This window comes from Helicobacter pylori, from assembly GCA_008032935.1.
Taxonomy (GTDB): domain Bacteria; phylum Campylobacterota; class Campylobacteria; order Campylobacterales; family Helicobacteraceae; genus Helicobacter; species Helicobacter pylori_CX.
On record CP032039.1, the window covers coordinates 575982 to 592594 of the forward strand.

Genomic DNA, 16613 nt, shown 5'->3' on the forward strand with positions numbered 1-16613 from the left:
ATTAAAATATTAAAATTAGGTGGTTACAATAATACTAACTAAACCAACGAGAAACAACATGCATAAAAAACGAGTCTTTTCAGGCATCCAACCTACTGGGCAAATCCATTTGGGCAACTATTTAGGAGCGATCAAGCATTGGGTAGAGATGCAAGATGAATATGAAAACCTTTTTTGCGTCGTCAATTCGCATGCGATCACCCTACCCATAGATCCTACATTTTTAAAATCCCAAACCTATGAGTTAGTCAAATTGCTTTTAGCTTGCGGGATTAATCCTAAGCAATCGGGGTTGTTCATTCAAAGTGAAGTGGATGAGCACGCAGCTTTAGCATGGCTATTAAATTGTCAGGTGTCTATGGGGGAAATGCAAAGAATGACGCAATTCAAAGACAAGTCTTTAAAAAACCCTAAAAGCGTGAACGTGGGGCTTTTCAATTACCCTATTTTAATGGCGTCAGATATTTTATTATACCAAAGCGATTTAGTGCCAGTGGGCGAAGATCAAAAACAGCATTTAGAGCTCACGCGAAACGTTGCAGAAAAATTTAACAGGGATTTTGGGAACTGCTTTAAAGTGCCAGAGCCTTTGATCGCTAAAGTGGGGGCAAGGGTTATGGGGCTAGACGATCCAAAAGTGAAGATGAGTAAATCGCATCAAGGGGCTAACCATGCGATTTTTCTTTTAGATGAGCCAGACATTATTGTAAAAAAAATCAAAAAAGCGGCCACTGATTCTGCCGGCGTTATTGCATTTGATGAAAAAAGAGAGGGCGTTTTTAACCTTTTAAATATTTACATGCTTTTGAGCGATGAAAACCCAGAAAACATAGAAGAGCGTTTCAAAAATAAAGGCTATGGGGATTTTAAAAAGGAATTGGCTGAAGTAGTGATCCAATCTTTAAAGCCTATCCAAGAAAGATACAAAGAAATCAGCGATGATGAAGTGAAAGCCGTCTTAAATGGCGGCGTAGAAAAAGCCAGGCCTTTAGCGAGGGCGACTTACCAAAAGGCTAAAGAATTGATGGGGTTGGTTTAGATGAAAATTTTAAGTTTATGGTTAGGGGTGTTTTGTTTCCTTAAAGCTACGCCTTATTTATACTTGGGCGAAGAGCCTAAATATAAAGACAATTTCACGCATTTTGAATACGCTAACCCTAACGCCAGAAAAGGCGGTGTTTTAAGGAATGACGCCATAGGGACTTTTGATAGCCTTAACCCTTTTGCGCTTAAAGGCACTAAAGCCGAAGGCTTGGATTTGATTTATGACACTTTAATGGTGCAAAGTTTGGACGAACCTTTTGCCGAATACCCTTTGATCGCTAAAGACGCTGAAGTGGCTAAGGATAACAGCTATGTGATTTTTACCCTAGATAAAAGAGCGAGATTCAGCAATAACGCCCCCATTTTAGCGAGCGATGTGAAGTTTAGTTTTGATACGATCATGAAGTTAGGATCGCCTATTTATCGGCAGTATTACCAAGATGTTAAAAAGGCGGTTATCTTAGACAAACACCATGTTAAATTCATTTTCAAAACCACTGAAAATAAAGAGTTGCCTCTCATTTTAGGGCAGTTGCAGATCTTTTCCAAAAAAGCGTTTCAAAAGGATTATTTTGAAAAAAACCCTTTACTCATTCCTGTTTCTAGCGGCCCTTATGTGATCGCTTCCTTTGATGTGGGCAAGAAAATCACCTACCAAAGAAACCCTAATTATTGGGCGAGGAATTTGCCTAGCAGAAAGGGGCAATTCAATTTTGATCAGGTTAAGTTTGAGTATTACAAAGATGAAACCGTCGCCTTACAGGCTTTTTTAAGCGGGGCGTATGATTGGCGCATTGAAAGCACGGCTAAAATTTGGGCTAGGGGCTATGTGGGGAAAGCTATGGATAATAAAAAAATCACTAAATACCTAATAGCCCATAAAATGCCAAGCGGCATGCAAGGGTTTTTCTTCAACACGCGCCGGGAAATTTTTAAGGATAAAAGGGTGCGTGAAGCCTTGTTTTATGCGTTTGATTTTGAATGGGCGAATAAAAATTTGTTTTTTTCGCAATACAAGCGCACCACCAGTTTTTTCAGTAACTCTGTTTATGCGTCCCCTCCACTCCCAAGCCCTGAAGAAAAAGTTCTGTTAGCCCCTTATGAAAAAAGTTTAGATGAAAGGGTTTTTAAAGAGCCTTATGTCGTGCCTAGAACCGATGGGGCTGATGTTTTGGGCGATAATTTGAGGGAAAATTTAAAATACGCTCAAAAGCTTTTAGAGAGTGCGGGTTTTTCTTACAAAAACATGCGTTTAGTGGATAAGAATAACAAGCCTTTCAGTTTCACTTTGCTTTTAAACAGCCCGGCATTTGAAAGACTGGCCCTAGCTTTTGCTAAAAACTTAAGGGTGTTAGGGATTGAAATGAAAATCCAAAGAGTGGATTTAAGCCAGTATGTCAATCGGGTCAAAAGCTATGATTTTGACATGATTGTAGGAGTGATTGGCCAATCGTCTTTCCCGGGTAATGAGCAGCGCTTTTATTTTGGCTCTTTGAGCGCGAAAGAAAAAGGCACAAGGAATTATGCGGGGATCTCTAGTAAAGCGGTAGATGATTTGATTGAAAAAATCATTAACGCTAAAGATTACAAGGAGCAATTAGCCGCCATTCAAGCGATGGATAGGGTGCTGTTGTGGGGGTTTTATGTGATACCGCATTTTTATTTGCCTAATTACAGGATCGCAGCGTATAATTACATTGGCATGCCTGAAATCAGCCCTAGCTATGGATTTTCGCCGTATTTGTGGTGGATAAAAGAAAAGGATCTTCAATGATTGCTTACATCCTCAAACGCTTGCTTTTAATTATCCCCACTTTACTAGCCATCATGACGATCAATTTTTTTCTGATCCAATCCGCCCCAGGAGGGCCTATTGAGCAGATGATGGCTAAAATCAATAACACGCAGTCCAAAGAGATTCAAGGCGTTGTTAAAGAGCGTTCGTATAGGGCGTCTCAAGGGTTGGAGAGCGATTTGTTAGAAAATTTAAAAAAACTCTATGGTTTTGATAAACCTATAGGGGAGCGCTACCTCCTCATGCTCAAAAAATACCTGCAATTTGATTTTGGGGAGAGCTTTTACCGCCAGATTAAAGTGATAGATTTGATTAAGGAAAAATTGCCGGTATCCATTTCGTTAGGGTTTTTTAGCACGCTTTTGATTTATCTTATTTCTATCCCTTTAGGGATTTTCAAGGCCAAACGCAATAACGAGCCTTTAGACGTGCTAAGCAGCGTGGTGATCATTGTCGCTAACGCTATCCCGGCCTTTTTGTTTGCGGTGGTGTTGATCGTGTTTTTTGCTGGAGGGAATTATTGGCATTGGTTCCCTTTAAAAGGGCTAGTGAGCGATAATTTTGAAAGTTTGAGCGCGTTAGGTAAAATCAAGGATTATTTATGGCATATCACCTTGCCCGTTCTTTGCATTTCTTTAGGGGTTTTGCAAGCCTCACGCTTTTGGTGAAAAACTCTTTTTTAGATGAAATGGGCAAACTTTATGTACTGAGCGCTAAGGCTAAGGGCTGTTCAGTGGGGCGTATTTTTTATGCGCATGTGTTTCGTAATGCGATTTTATTAGTGGTGGCGGGTTTCCCGCAGGCTTTTTTGGGCATGTTTTTTAGCTCAAGTTTATTGATAGAGATTGTTTTCAGTTTAGACGGGTTAGGGCTTTTAGGGTATGAAAGCATTGTGAGTAGGGATTATCCTGTTGTGTTTGGTTCGCTCTATATTTTCACGCTTTTAGGCTTGGTGGCGAGTTTGATAAGCGATTTGCTTTGCGTGGTGATTGACCCTAGGATTGATTTTGAAAAGCGTTGAGGGTAGGAATGAAAACTGAGATGAAATCTTCTTTAAAACTTTTTATGCGGCCTTTGTTGGTGGTTTTAGCGTTCATGTTGTTGTATGCTTTAGCGCATGCTGCGCTTGGTTTTTATGTGAAAAAAGACAGCGCTCCAATGAGCCCAAATGCAGAAAAAACCGAGACAGAGCGCCAAAACAGCGCGCTTTCGCCCAAACAAGAAGAAGCCAACGCAACCACAACCGCCACAGAAGAAAGCCCCACCAAAGACACAGCGCCACCTTTAGACACAGCCGCGCAAGAAAAAGAAACCAAACAAGAGATTAAACAAGAGCAAGAAAAAGAAAACGAGCCTAAACAAAACAGCGCCTCACCCACTCAAAACAATCAAAAAACCCCTACAACCCCCTTAATGGGAAAAAAACCTTTAGAGTATAAGGTCGCAGTCAATGGCGTGAATGTGCGCGCTTTTCCTAGCACAAAAGGTAAAATCTTGGGATTGCTTTTAAAAAATAAAAGCGTGAAGGTTTTAGAAATCCAAAACGATTGGGCTGAAATTGAATTTTCTAATAAAACAAAGGGCTATGTGTTTTTAAAACTTTTAAAAAAGGCTGAATGAAAGAATAATGAAATTAAAATCGTTTGGGGTTTTTGGAAATCCCATTAAGCATTCCAAATCGCCCTTGATCCATAACGCTTGTTTTTTGACTTTTCAAAAAGAATTAGGGTTTTTGGGGCATTACCACCCCATATTACTCCCTTTAGAAAGCCACATCAAAAACGAGTTCTTGCATTTAGGATTGAGTGGGGCTAATGTAACCTTACCCTTTAAAGAAAAAGCGTTTCAAATTTGCGATAAAATCAAAGGTATCGCGCTTGAATGCACTTCAATCAATACGCTTGTTTTGGAAAATGATGAGCTTGTGGGTTACAATACCGACGCTTTAGGTTTCTGGCTCTCTTTGGGAGATGAGGGCTACCAGAGCGCTTTGATTTTAGGCTCTGGGGGGAGCGCTAAAGCTTTAGCGTGCGAATTAAAAAAACAAGGCTTGAAAGTGAGCGTGTTGAACCGCTCTTCTAGGGGATTGGATTTTTTCCAACGCTTGGGCTGTGATTGTTTTATAAAGCCTCCTAAAAGCGCTTTTGATTTGATCATTAACGCCACTTCAGCGAGTTTGAATAACGAATTGCCTTTAAATAAAGAGGTTTTGAAAGGGTATTTTAAAGAGGCTAAGCTCGCTTATGATTTGGCGTATGGGTTTTTAACGCCCTTTTTGTCTTTAGCCAAAGAGTTAAAAATCCCCTTTCAAGACGGAAAAGACATGCTCATCTATCAAGCCTCTTTAAGTTTTGAAAAATTCAGCGCTTCTCAAATCCCTTATTCAAAAGCGTTTGAAGTCATGCGAAGTGTTTTTTGATGCAAGGGTTTTTAAGAAGCCTGTTTTTTGGGGTTAAAAAGATCCCTAGATCATTCGCTCCTCTAATAGAAAAGGGCGTTTTAAAAGAAGCGCTTGAATCAAATAAGGATCGCTATTTTTTAAAAGAAGGCTTTGATATAGGCAAAGTTGAAAAAGTAAAAGATAAGGCGTTTTTCATTTCTTTAGCGAAAAATTACCCTAAAGACCCTTTAATCAAAAACTTACCCCCGTCTTTTAAAACAGGCGCTTTGATTTTATGCCAAATAGAATGTTCTAAAAAACGCCCCATAGCCTTTTTTAAAGCCGCATTTTTTGATGTGCAAGACACGATGATAGCTTACTTGGCTAAAGAAAAAAACCAGATTGTGGCTATCCCTTTTAAAGAGCCTTTTAAAAAACCTGTTTCTTTAAAGCACAGCCAAAAATCCTTATTGGAATTGCCCAGGCATTGCGTGGTAAAGATCGATCTTAAAAAGCGTGAAATCAGCGAAATTTTAGGGGCTTTAGAAGACCCTTTAATAGATGAAAACCTTTCTTTAAGCCTTTTTGACAGGATTAAGGATTTTTCAAAAGATTGCTTGAATTTAGCGCAATATTACGCGCAACTCAAAGCGAGCGATTTTAAAGACAGGATCAATTATTCTCATATCCCTTTTATCACCATTGACCCCAAAGACGCTAAAGATTTTGACGATGCGATTTTTTATGACCAAGAAAAAAGGGTTTTGTTTGTGGCGGTTGCTGATGTGAGCGAATTTGTGCCGAAACATTCCAGTTTGGATAAAGAAGCTAGGGTTAGGGGCTTTAGCGTGTATTTCCCTAATAGCGTGTATCCCATGCTGCCTTTGAGTTTGTCTCAAGGGGCATGCTCATTAAAAGCGTTTGAAAAACGCCTGGCTTTAGTGTATGAAATCCCTTTAGATAATTTGAAAAACGCCCGATTATCTCAAGGCGTTATTGAAGTTAGGGCTAATTGCACTTATGAAGAAATCAATCATTTTTTAAGCGCTCAACAAAGCTCTTTAGATAAAGATTTGCAACAAAGCCTTTTGGGGTTTTTAGAAGTGGCTTTAAAGTTAAAAAAGGAGCGTTTAAAAAAGGGGTTTAATTTCAACTCGTTTGAAAACAAGCTGTATTTGAATGAAGAAGGGCGTATAGAAAAAATTGAAACGCAACAAGAAAGCGATGCGCACACCCTTATAGAAGAAGCCATGCTCTTAGCCAACCAGTCTAGCGCTAGGTTATTAGATGAACATTTTCAAAATAGGGGGATATACCGCACCCACAAAGAGCCAAGTTTGGAGCAGCAAAAACGCCTCTATGCCAAGCTTTTTGATTATGAGATTGTTCGCCCTAAAAACATGGGCTTTTTTCCTTTTTTAGAGCATGCCTTAAAGATAGCCAAAGAAAAGAGTATAGAGAGAGAAGTTTCGCGCTTGATCATTAAATCTCAAAATTTAGCTCTTTATAGCCCCATGCAAGAAAGCCATTTTGGTTTGGGGTTTGCCAGCTATACGCATTTCACTTCGCCCATTAGACGATACAGCGATCTAGCCTTACACAGACTTTTAAAAGAATTGTTGTTCCATCAAGCTAAAGGCTGCTCGTATTTGTTAGAAGAAACGCCTGAATTGTGCGCTGAGTTGAACGCTTTACAAAAAAAGGCCGCTTTGATTGAAAGGGATTTTGTCAAACGCAAATTCGCCCGCTTAGCTTTAGAACTTTTAGAAAAAGAATTTTTGGGCGTGGTTTTGGAGGTTAAAGATTGGGTGGTGGTGGGGTTAAAAGAATTTATAGGGCTTAAAGTTTTAATCAAAACGAACAAGGTTTTTAAGCCGTTAGAAAAGGTGCGTATTAAAATCACGCATGCGGATTTGATTTTAGGGCAAGTTAGAGGCGAAATCACAGAAAGGATTAAAGAGCATGTATCGTAAAGATTTGGACCATTATTTAAAACAGCGCCTCCCTAAAGCGGTGTTTTTGTATGGGGAGTTTGATTTTTTTATCCATTATTACATTCAAACGATTAGCGTGCTTTTTAAATGCAATAACCCTGACACAGAAACTTCGCTTTTTTATGCGAGCGATTATGAAAAAAGCCAGATTGCGACCCTTTTAGAGCAGGATTCTTTATTTGGAGGGAGCAGTTTAGTCGTTTTAAAACTGGATTTTGCCCTGCATAAGAAATTTAAGGAAAATGATATCAATCTTTTTTAAAGGCTTTAGAGAGGCCTAGCCATAACAGGCTTATCATAGGGCTTTATAATGCTAAAAGCGACACCACAAAATACAAACACACTAGCGACGCTATCGTTAAATTTTTCCAAAAAAGCCCCTTGAAAGATGAAGCCATTTGTGCGCGCTTTTTTACCCCTAAAACTTGGGAGAGTTTGAAATTCTTGCAAGAAAGGGCTAATGTTTTACATTTAGACATCAGCAGCCATCTTTTAAACGCTCTTTTTGAAATTAATAACGAAGATTTAGGCGTTTCGTTTAACGATTTGGACAAGCTAGCGGTTTTAAATACGCCCATCACTTTAGAAGACATTCAAGAATTAAGCTCCAATGCGGGGGATATGGATTTGCAAAAGCTCATTTTAGGGCTTTTTTTGAAAAAAAGCGTGCTTGATATTTATGATTATTTGTTAAAAGAGGGCAAAAAAGATGCGGATATTTTAAGGGGGTTAGAGCGGTATTTTTACCAGCTTTTTTTATTTTTCGCCCACATTAAAACGACCGGTCTAATGGACGCTAAAGAGGTTTTAGGCTACGCTCCTCCTAAAGAGATTGCCGAAAATTACGCCAAAAACGCCCTGCGTTTGAAAGAAGCCGGCTATAAGAGGGTTTTTGAAATTTTTAGGTTATGGCACATTCAAAGCATGCAAGGGCAAAAGGAATTGGGCTTTTTGTATTTAACCCCCATTCAAAAAATCATTAACCCTTGAAAATGCTGAAAGGTGTTTTTATAATCTAACAATAAAAGAGCTTGCGTCAAGCAAGCGATAACTTTACTAAAAAAGCGGTCTTCTTGGGTTAGGGGGATTTTAAGGGGGTTAAGGGGGAGAGTTATTTCAAAATACCCCCCTATCCCCTTAAGAGAATGAGTTTTGTTATAAAAAATTGAAGTTAAAAACCCCATTTTTTAAAAAATTAAGAATAAAGTTTTGAGTTTCAATATTTGATGAGAAACATTTAATCCAAAAACAAGCGAAAGCAAGGTATAATCGAAAGTTTTTTAGACCTTGCTCTTTTTTAGTAAAAAAAGGGCTATACAACCACAAGGAGAATGGATGAGGCATTATGAAACAATGTTTATTCTCAAACCTACTTTAGTAGAAGAAGAGATTAAATCCAAGATTGAATTTTATAAAGAAGTGATCACTAAGCATCACGGCGTGATTGAAACGAGCCTGGATATGGGCATGCGTAATTTGGCTTATGAAATCAAAAAGCACAAAAGAGGCTATTATTATGTGGCGTATTTCAAAGCAGAGCCGTCCATGATTTTAGAGCTTGAACGATTGTATCGCATCAATGAAGACGTGTTGCGTTTCATTGTGATCAAATACGAAAGCAAAAAAGAGGTAGAAGCGTGGCATGCGTTAGTGGATAGGGCTAATAAAAAGCCATCGCACGCTAAAGAAAAACACGAAAAAACCGAACACACGCATTCTCACCACGCAGAGGAAGCAAAAAGCACAGGATCTCATAGCGAATAAGGGCTTATCATGTTTAATAAAGTGATTATGGTAGGGCGTTTGACTAGGAATGTGGAATTGAAATATTTGCCTAGCGGTTCGGCTGCGGCTACAATAGGTTTAGCCACAAGCAGGCGTTTCAAAAAGCAAGACGGCACGCTAGGCGAAGAAGTGTGCTTTATAGATGTGCGTTTGTTTGGGCGAACGGCTGAAATCGCTAACCAGTATTTGAGCAAGGGTTCAAGCGTTTTGATAGAAGGGCGTTTGACTTATGAGAGTTGGATGGATCAAACGGGCAAAAAAATTCCCGCCACACTATCACAGCGGACTCGTTGCAATTTATGGATAAAAAGTCAGACAATCCCCAAGCAAACGCTATGCAAGATAGCATGATGCATGAGAATTTCAACAACGCTTATCCCGCTAATCATAACGCTTCTAGCCAAGATCCTTTTAACCAAGCCCCAAGTTATGTGCAAAACGCTCACGCTAAAGAGAATTTACAAGCACAGCCGTCCAAGTATCAAAACAGCGTGCCTGAAATCAATATTGATGAAGAAGAAATCCCCTTTTAAGGGTTAAAATTAAGGAGACATTATGGAAAGAAAACGCTATTCAAAACGCTATTGCAAATACACTGAAGCTAAAATCAGCTTTATTGACTATAAAGATTTAGACATGCTCAAGCACACGCTATCAGAGCGCTATAAAATCATGCCAAGGAGATTGACAGGCAATAGCAAAAAGTGGCAAGAGAGGGTGGAAGTGGCGATCAAAAGAGCCCGCCACATGGCTTTAATCCCCTACATTGTGGACAGGAAAAAGGTCGTGGATAGCCCTTTTAAACAGCACTGAATTTTTTAGGGCTAATAGGGGGCATGCCCTTTTAATCTTATTTAATTTAATCTTATTTAATTTAATCTTATTTAATTTAATCTTATTTAATTTAATCTTATTTAATTTAATCTTATTTAATTTAATCTTATTTAATTTAATCTTATTTAATCTTGGCTTGGCTTTTATGGAGCGCTAGCGGTAAAAACGATAAAAATCCCCCTTAAAACCACCCAAGCAGAAAACCCAAATATCTCTAGTGTTTGGGCGCTTCATGACAAAATGAAAAATCTTGATTTTAGCGGTGGTTTCTTAAGCGTTATTATTGAACTAGTGGGAATGTTATTTTAAAATACCCCCTTAAGAGTTTTGCAGCCAAATCTAAAACGATCCCACCAAGTAACTAAACCCCCATTTTTACCGCTATCTTGATTAAAACAAATTTTAAAACCTTTTTAATCATTTAAAATGGTTCCAAAACACCCCAAAAACCCTTTTTTTTTTTTTTGAAACAACAAAACGCCAAATTAGTGCAAAAATCTTATCAATCCATGCTATATTAACAAAATCTTGTGATAAGATCTTATTCTTTTAAAAGACTTACCTAACCATTTTAATTTCAAGGAGAAAACATGAAAAAACACATCCTTTCATTAGCTTTAGGCTCGCTTTTAGTTTCCACTTTGAGCGCTGAAGACGACGGCTTTTACACAAGCGTAGGCTATCAAATCGGTGAAGCCGCTCAAATGGTAACAAACACTAAGGGCATCCAACAGCTTTCAGAAAATTATGAAAAGTTGAACAATTTTTTGAATAATTACAGCACCCTAAACACCCTGATCAAATTATCCTCTGATCCGAGCACGATTAACGAAGTAAGGGATAATCTAGGTTCAAGCTCTAGGAATTTGCTTGATGTCAAAACCAACTCCCCGGCTTATCAAGCCGTGCTTTTAGCGTTGAATGCGGCGGTGGGGTTGTGGCAAGTTACAAGCTATGCTTTTACTGCTTGTGGTCCTGGCAGTAACGAGAACGCGAATGGAGGGATCCAAACTTTTAATAATGTGCCAGGACAAAATACGACGACCATCACTTGCAATTCGTATTACCAACCAGGACATGGTGGGCCTATATCCACTGAAAATTATGCGATCATTAACAAGGCCTATCAAATCATTCAAAAGGCTTTGACAGCCAATGGATCTAGTGGGGATGGGGTCCCCGTTTTAAGCAACACCACCACAAAACTTGATTTCACTATCAATGGAGACAAAAGAACGGAGGGCAAACCAAATGAACCTTTAATATACCCATGGAGTCATGGGAAAGCTATTTCAACCTCGTGGAATGGAGGAACATCAACACCAACAACAGAAAGTATCAACACAGAAAATAACGCTCAAGAGCTTTTAAAACAAGCGAGCGTCATTATCACTACCTTAAATGAGGCATGCCCAAACTTCCAGAATGGTGGTAGCGGTTATTGGGCAGGGATAAGCGGCAATGGGACAATGTGTGGGATGTTTAAGAATGAAATCAGCGCTATCCAAGGCATGATCGCTAACGCGCAAGAAGCCGTTGCGCAAAGCAAAATCGTTAGTGAAAATGCGCAAAATCAGAGCAACTTAGACACTGGAAAACCATTCAACCCTTACACAGACGCTAGCTTTGCGCAAAGCATGCTCAAAAACGCGCAAGCCCAAGCAGAGATTTTAAACCAAGCCGAACAAGTGGTGAAAAACTTTGAAAAAATCCCTACAGCCTTTGTAAATGGCTCTTTAGGGGTGTGTTATCAAGTGGAAGGGGGTGAGCGTAGGGGCACCAATCCAGGTCAGACAACTTCTAACACTTGGGGGGCCGGTTGCGCGTATGTGCAAGAAACCATAACGAATTTAACCAACAGCATCGCGCATTTTGGCACTCAAGAACAGCAAATACAGCAAGCCGAAAACATCGCTGACACTTTGGTGAATTTCAAATCCCGATACAATGAATTAGGGAATACCTATAACAGCATCACTACTGCGCTTTCAAGCATCCCTAACGGCTCAAGCTTGCAAAATGCGGTGAGCAAAAAGAATAACCCCTATAGCCCGCAAGGCATAGAAACCAACTACTACTTGAATCAAAACTCGTATAACCAAGTCCAAACCATCAACCAAGAGTTAGGGCGTAATCCCTTTAGGAAAGTGGGCATCGTCAGTTCTCAAACCAACAACGGTGCCATGAATGGGATCGGTATTCAGGTGGGCTACAAGCAATTCTTTGGCCAAAAAAGAAAATGGGGCGCAAGATACTACGGCTTTTTTGATTACAACCATGCGTTCATCAAATCCAGCTTCTTCAACTCGGCTTCTGACGTGTGGACTTATGGCTTTGGAGCGGACGCCCTCTATAACTTCATCAACGATAAAGCCACCAATTTCTTAGGCAAAAACAACAAGCTTTCTGTGGGGCTTTTTGGTGGCATTGCGTTAGCGGGCACTTCATGGCTTAACTCTGAATACGTGAATTTAGCCACCGTGAATAACGTCTATAACGCTAAAATGAACGTGGCGAATTTCCAATTCTTATTCAACATGGGAGTGAGGATGAATCTCGCTAGATCTAAGAAAAAAGGCAGCGATCATGTGGCTCAACACGGCATTGAACTAGGGCTTAAAATCCCCACCATCAACACCAATTACTATTCCTTTATGGGGGCTGAACTCAAATACCGAAGGCTCTATAGCGTGTATTTGAATTATGTGTTCGCTTATTGATGTTTAGCTATTTGTGGAACTCCCTTTTTTAACCCTCTTTTTGGGGGGGTTTCTTTTGAACCCTTTGTTTTTGAACTCTTTATTTTTTTGGGGGATTTTAATGAAAAATCTTTTTTCTTTTGAACCCCCTCTCTTAAATCCTCTTTTTTTTGGGGGGGTTGATGCAAAATCCTTTTTAGCGTTTTTGACGATTTGGTTAGTGGGAAACTTGACGCTACTTTAAGCGATAGTTTTTAAAAAAGCGCTTTTTTAGGGGGTTTAAGTTGGAGATTAAAAGGGGGAGAATGGTTTCAAAGCGCTTTCTATATCTCAAGAAAATAAAATAAAACTTTAATAAAACGAAACTTTAATAAAATGATTTTTACAACAAAATGAGAGCTAAAACGATAAAACAAAACCCCATTTTTAAAATGATGTAAAGAACATTAAAATTAATAAAGCTTATGGTGGAAATAAAGTTAAAAACAACCTACCGCTTTAATCAAAATCAAAGCGTTAAATCTAACTAAGCGGTAAAGCGAAAACGCTCCTTAAAAAGCGTTTTAGCGTGTTTTCACCAAGATGGCTAAACCTTAAACATGATCGGATTTTTGCTTTTCTCTATACTCTATGATCATGCCGTGGATTTCATCTTTTAATTTTAATTTTTGTTTTTTCATGTGGCTGATTTCAGCGTCGCTAGCGTTTTGTTGCTCAGCGGTTTTGATGTCGTCATCAAGCTGGTTGTGTTTCTCAAAAATCTTATCAAAATGCGGATTATTCGCTTTTAACACGCTGATTTCGTCTCTAAATTCATGGAACATGGTTTTCTCCTTTATTTTGGATGTTTAAAGTATAATAAACTATCTTTTTAAAAAAACAACTTAAAAGAGCTATAAAATAGCTTTAAAGCGCGCGATAAAACGACAAAAAGGAATACCCATGGACATTCGCAACGAATTTTTACAATTTTTTAAAAATAAAGGGCATGAGATTTATCCCAGCATGCCTTTAGTGCCTAATGATGCCACCTTGCTTTTTACCAATGCCGGCATGGTGCAGTTTAAAGATATTTTTACCGGTATAGTGCCACGCCCTAGCGTTCCTAGAGCGGCAAGCTCGCAATTGTGCATGCGCGCAGGCGGTAAGCATAACGATTTAGAAAATGTCGGTTACACCGCAAGGCACCACACGCTTTTTGAAATGCTAGGGAATTTCTCTTTTGGGGATTATTTCAAAGAAGAAGCGATCTTGTTTGCGTGGGAATTTGTAACCAAGAATTTAGGGTTTAAGCCTAAAGATTTATACATCAGCGTGCATGAAAAGGACGATGAAGCCGTTAAATTATGGGAAAAGTTTGTGCCTGTTGATAGGATTAAAAAAATGGGCGATAAAGATAATTTCTGGCAAATGGGCGATAGCGGGCCTTGCGGGCCTTGCAGTGAAATCTACATTGATCAGGGCGAAAAACACTTTAAGGGGAGCGAGGATTATTTTGGGGGCGAGGGCGATAGGTTTTTAGAAATTTGGAATCTGGTGTTCATGCAATACGAACGCTCTAATGATGGCGTTTTATCCCCCTTGCCAAAGCCTAGCATTGATACAGGCATGGGATTAGAAAGGGTGCAAGCGCTATTAGAACATAAGCTCAATAATTTTGATTCTTCATTATTTGCGCCTTTAATGGCAGAAATCAGCGAGCTTACAGGTTTGGATTATGCGAGCGAGTTCCAGCCAAGCTTTAGGGTAGTGGCCGATCACGCAAGGGCGGTAGCGTTTTTGCTCGCTCAAGGGGTGCATTTCAATAAGGAAGGCCGTGGCTATGTTTTAAGGCGCATTTTAAGGCGAGCCTTAAGGCATGGGTATTTAATGGGCTTGAAAGAAGCGTTTTTATACAAAGTCGTGGGCGTGGTGTGCGAGCAATTTTCTAATGTGCATGCGTATTTGAAAGAATCTAAAGAAATGGTGGTAAAAGAATGTTTTGAAGAAGAAGAGCGCTTTTTAGAGACTTTGGAATCGGGCATGGAATTGTTTAACTTGTCTTTAAAGCATTTGAATGAAAATAAAATTTTTGATGGCAAGATCGCTTTCAAGCTTTATGACACTTTTGGTTTTCCTTTAGACTTGACAAACGACATGCTAAGAAGCTATGGGGCGTGTGTGGACATGCAAGGCTTTGAAAATTGCATGCAAGAGCAAGTGAAACGCTCTAAAGCCTCATGGAAAGGCAAGCAAAACAACGCCGATTTTAGCGCTATTTTAAACGCTTATGCGCCTAATACATTTGTAGGGTATGAAACGACAGAATGTTCTGCTAAAGTTTTAGGGTTTTTTGATAGCGGTTTTAAAGAAATAGCAGAGGCAAATCCTAACCAAGAAGTCTGGGTCTTATTAGAAAAAACCCCTTTTTATGCAGAAGGTGGGGGGGCTATAGGCGATAAAGGCGCGCTTTTAAAAGGTGATGAAGAAGCGGCTCTAGTGCTAGATACAAAAAACTTTTTTGGGCTTAATTTTTCGCTCCTTGAAATCAAAAAAGCGTTAAAAAAAGGCGATCAAGTGATCGCGCAAGTGAGCGATGAACGCTTTGAAATCGCCAAACACCATAGCGCGACGCATTTATTGCAGAGCGCTTTAAGAGAAGTTTTAGGCTCGCATGTGAGTCAAGCGGGGAGTTTAGTGGAATCCAAACGATTGCGCTTTGATTTCTCGCATGCTAAAGCGCTCAATGATGAAGAGTTAGAAAAAGTAGAAGATCTAGTCAACGCTCAAATTTTCAAGCACCTAAAAAGCCAGGTGGAGCATATGCCCTTAAATCAGGCCAAAGATAAGGGAGCGTTAGCGTTATTTAGTGAAAAATACGCTGAAAATGTGCGGGTGGTGAGCTTTAAAGAAGCGTCCATTGAATTGTGTGGGGGCATTCATGTGGAAAATACCGGGCTGATTGGGGGGTTTAGGATTGTAAAAGAAAGCGGGGTGAGTAGTGGGGTCAGACGCATTGAAGCGGTGTGCGGGAAGGCCTTTTACCAATTGGCCAAAGAAGAAAATAAAGAGCTTAAAAGCGCTAAGACTTTATTGAAAAATAACGATGTGATCGCCGGCATCAACAAGCTTAAAGAGAGCGTGAAAAACAGCCAAAAAGCCCCCGTTTCTATGGATTTACCGGTTGAAAAAATCCATGGCGTGAGTTTGGTGGTGGGCGTCGTGGAGCAAGGCGACATTAAAGAAATGATTGACCGATTGAAAAGTAAGCATGAAAGATTGCTCGCTATGGTGTTTAAAAAAGAAAACGAGCGCATAACTCTCGCATGCGGGGTGAAAAACGCGCCCATAAAAGCGAACGCATGGGCTAATGAAGTGGCGCAAATTTTAGGGGGCAAAGGGGGCGGAAGAGATGATTTTGCGAGCGCTGGGGGCAAGGATATTGAAAATTTGCAAGCCGCGCTCAATTTAGCGAAAAATACCGCTCTTAAAGCTTTAGAGGGATAACATGGAGCTTATTTTAGGCTCTCAATCTAGCGCTAGGGCGAATCTTTTAAAAGAGCATGGGATTGAGTTTGAACAAAAAGCGCTCTATTTTGATGAAGAAAGCCTAAAAACCACAGACCCTAAGGAGTTTGTCTATTTGGCGTGCAAGGGGAAATTAGAAAAAGCTAAAAAATTACTCACAAACCATTGCGCTATCGTGGTTGCTGATAGCGTGGTGAGCGTGGGTAATCGCATGCAACGAAAAGCTCAAAACAAGCGAGAAGCCCTTGAATTTTTAAAACTCCAAAATGGCAATGAAATAGAGGTTTTAACCTGTTCGGCATTGATTTCTCCTAAACTAGAATGGCTGGATCTGTCGGTTTTTAGAGCGCGTTTAAAGGCGTTTGATTGTAGCGAGATAGAAAAATACTTAGAGAGCGGCTTGTGGCAAGAAAGCGCGGGCTGTGTGCGGTTAGAGGACTTTCATAGCCCCTATATTAAAAGCTCAAGCGAGAATTTGAGCGTGGGGTTGGGGCTGAATGTGGAAGGCTTGTTAGGGGCGCTACAATTAGGGGCTAAACTTTCATTATTATAAACGCTATTGTTTTATAAATATT

General features: G+C 39.8%; 14 protein-coding genes and 3 pseudogenes. 13 read left to right on the forward strand and 4 right to left on the reverse strand.

Annotated elements, in window-relative coordinates:
- Positions 1-19 precede the first annotated feature (19 nt).
- From trpS to D2C78_02990, 7 genes and pseudogenes are all read left to right on the forward strand, one after another.
- Complete coding sequence (trpS, locus tag D2C78_02960; GenBank protein ID QEF34995.1) at positions 20-1039, forward strand: tryptophan--tRNA ligase; 1020 nt, start codon at positions 20-22, stop codon at positions 1037-1039.
- Positions 1040-2818, forward strand: coding sequence for an ABC transporter substrate-binding protein (locus tag D2C78_02965; protein ID QEF34996.1), 1779 nt, complete (start codon positions 1040-1042; stop codon positions 2816-2818). It begins immediately after the preceding gene.
- Positions 2815-3860: pseudogene (gene yejB / locus D2C78_02970) on the forward strand (microcin C ABC transporter permease YejB). Before D2C78_02965 ends, yejB begins: the two are co-directional and overlap by 4 nt.
- 8 nt (positions 3861-3868) lie before the next feature.
- Positions 3869-4459, forward strand: a complete 591-nt coding sequence (locus D2C78_02975; GenBank protein ID QEF34997.1) for a hypothetical protein — start codon at positions 3869-3871, stop codon at positions 4457-4459.
- A 7-nt stretch (positions 4460-4466) separates the two neighbouring features.
- Positions 4467-5258, forward strand: coding sequence for a shikimate dehydrogenase (locus D2C78_02980; protein QEF34998.1), 792 nt, complete (start codon positions 4467-4469; stop codon positions 5256-5258).
- Complete coding sequence (locus D2C78_02985) at positions 5258-7192, forward strand: RNB domain-containing ribonuclease (GenBank protein QEF34999.1); 1935 nt, start codon at positions 5258-5260, stop codon at positions 7190-7192. The genes D2C78_02980 and D2C78_02985 overlap by 1 nt, the downstream gene beginning before the upstream one ends.
- A pseudogene (locus tag D2C78_02990) lies at positions 7182-8203 on the forward strand (hypothetical protein). Before D2C78_02985 ends, D2C78_02990 begins: the two are co-directional and overlap by 11 nt.
- On the opposite strand, the gene D2C78_02995 reads toward D2C78_02990, so the two are convergent.
- Together D2C78_02995 and D2C78_03000 are read right to left on the reverse strand one after the other, a co-directional pair.
- Positions 8182-8397, reverse strand: coding sequence for a hypothetical protein (locus tag D2C78_02995; GenBank protein QEF35000.1), 216 nt, complete (start codon positions 8395-8397; stop codon positions 8182-8184). The pseudogene D2C78_02990 and the gene D2C78_02995 sit on opposite strands and share 22 nt — an antisense overlap.
- Entirely contained in the window at positions 8369-8557 is a 189-nt protein-coding gene (locus D2C78_03000; protein QEF35001.1) for a hypothetical protein, read from the reverse strand. Before D2C78_03000 ends, D2C78_02995 begins: the two co-directional genes overlap by 29 nt.
- On the opposite strand from D2C78_03000, the gene D2C78_03005 reads away from it, so the two are divergent.
- The 4 genes and pseudogenes from D2C78_03005 (at position 8549) to D2C78_03020 (ending at position 12552) form a co-directional block, all read left to right on the forward strand.
- Positions 8549-8977: a 30S ribosomal protein S6 gene (locus D2C78_03005; GenBank protein QEF35002.1), complete on the forward strand. Its 429-nt coding sequence runs from the start codon at positions 8549-8551 to the stop codon at positions 8975-8977. The two genes, D2C78_03000 and D2C78_03005, sit on opposite strands and share 9 nt — an antisense overlap.
- A gap of 9 nt (positions 8978-8986) precedes the next feature.
- Positions 8987-9531, forward strand: a pseudogene (locus D2C78_03010) (single-stranded DNA-binding protein).
- 22 nt (positions 9532-9553) lie between these two features.
- A complete protein-coding gene (gene rpsR, locus D2C78_03015; GenBank protein ID QEF35003.1) occupies positions 9554-9811 on the forward strand; it encodes a 30S ribosomal protein S18 in 258 nt (85 codons plus the stop codon).
- A gap of 611 nt (positions 9812-10422) precedes the next feature.
- On the forward strand, positions 10423-12552 hold the full coding sequence (locus D2C78_03020) for an outer membrane protein (protein QEF35004.1): 2130 nt from the start codon (positions 10423-10425) through the stop codon (positions 12550-12552).
- A 3-nt stretch (positions 12553-12555) separates the two neighbouring features.
- Here D2C78_03020 and D2C78_03025 read toward each other — a convergent pair whose 3' ends face one another.
- Both D2C78_03025 and D2C78_03030 read right to left on the reverse strand, forming a co-directional pair.
- Positions 12556-12744 carry a hypothetical protein gene (locus D2C78_03025; GenBank protein QEF35806.1) on the reverse strand — a complete coding sequence of 63 codons (189 nt, stop codon included), beginning with the start codon at positions 12742-12744 and terminating at the stop codon, positions 12556-12558.
- Positions 12745-13124: 380 nt separating this feature from the next.
- Complete coding sequence (locus tag D2C78_03030; GenBank protein ID QEF35005.1) at positions 13125-13355, reverse strand: DUF465 domain-containing protein; 231 nt, start codon at positions 13353-13355, stop codon at positions 13125-13127.
- 118 nt (positions 13356-13473) lie between these two features.
- Here D2C78_03030 and alaS point away from each other — a divergent pair, with 118 nt between their 5' ends.
- Both alaS and D2C78_03040 read left to right on the forward strand, forming a co-directional pair.
- The gene (gene alaS, locus D2C78_03035; GenBank protein QEF35006.1) at positions 13474-16017 is read left to right on the forward strand and encodes an alanine--tRNA ligase; all 2544 of its coding nucleotides are present in this window, start codon (positions 13474-13476) and stop codon (positions 16015-16017) included.
- Position 16018: 1 nt separating this feature from the next.
- Positions 16019-16591 (forward strand): septum formation inhibitor Maf, encoded by a 573-nt coding sequence (locus D2C78_03040; protein QEF35007.1) that lies wholly within the window; start codon positions 16019-16021, stop codon positions 16589-16591.
- Positions 16592-16613 lie beyond the last annotated feature (22 nt).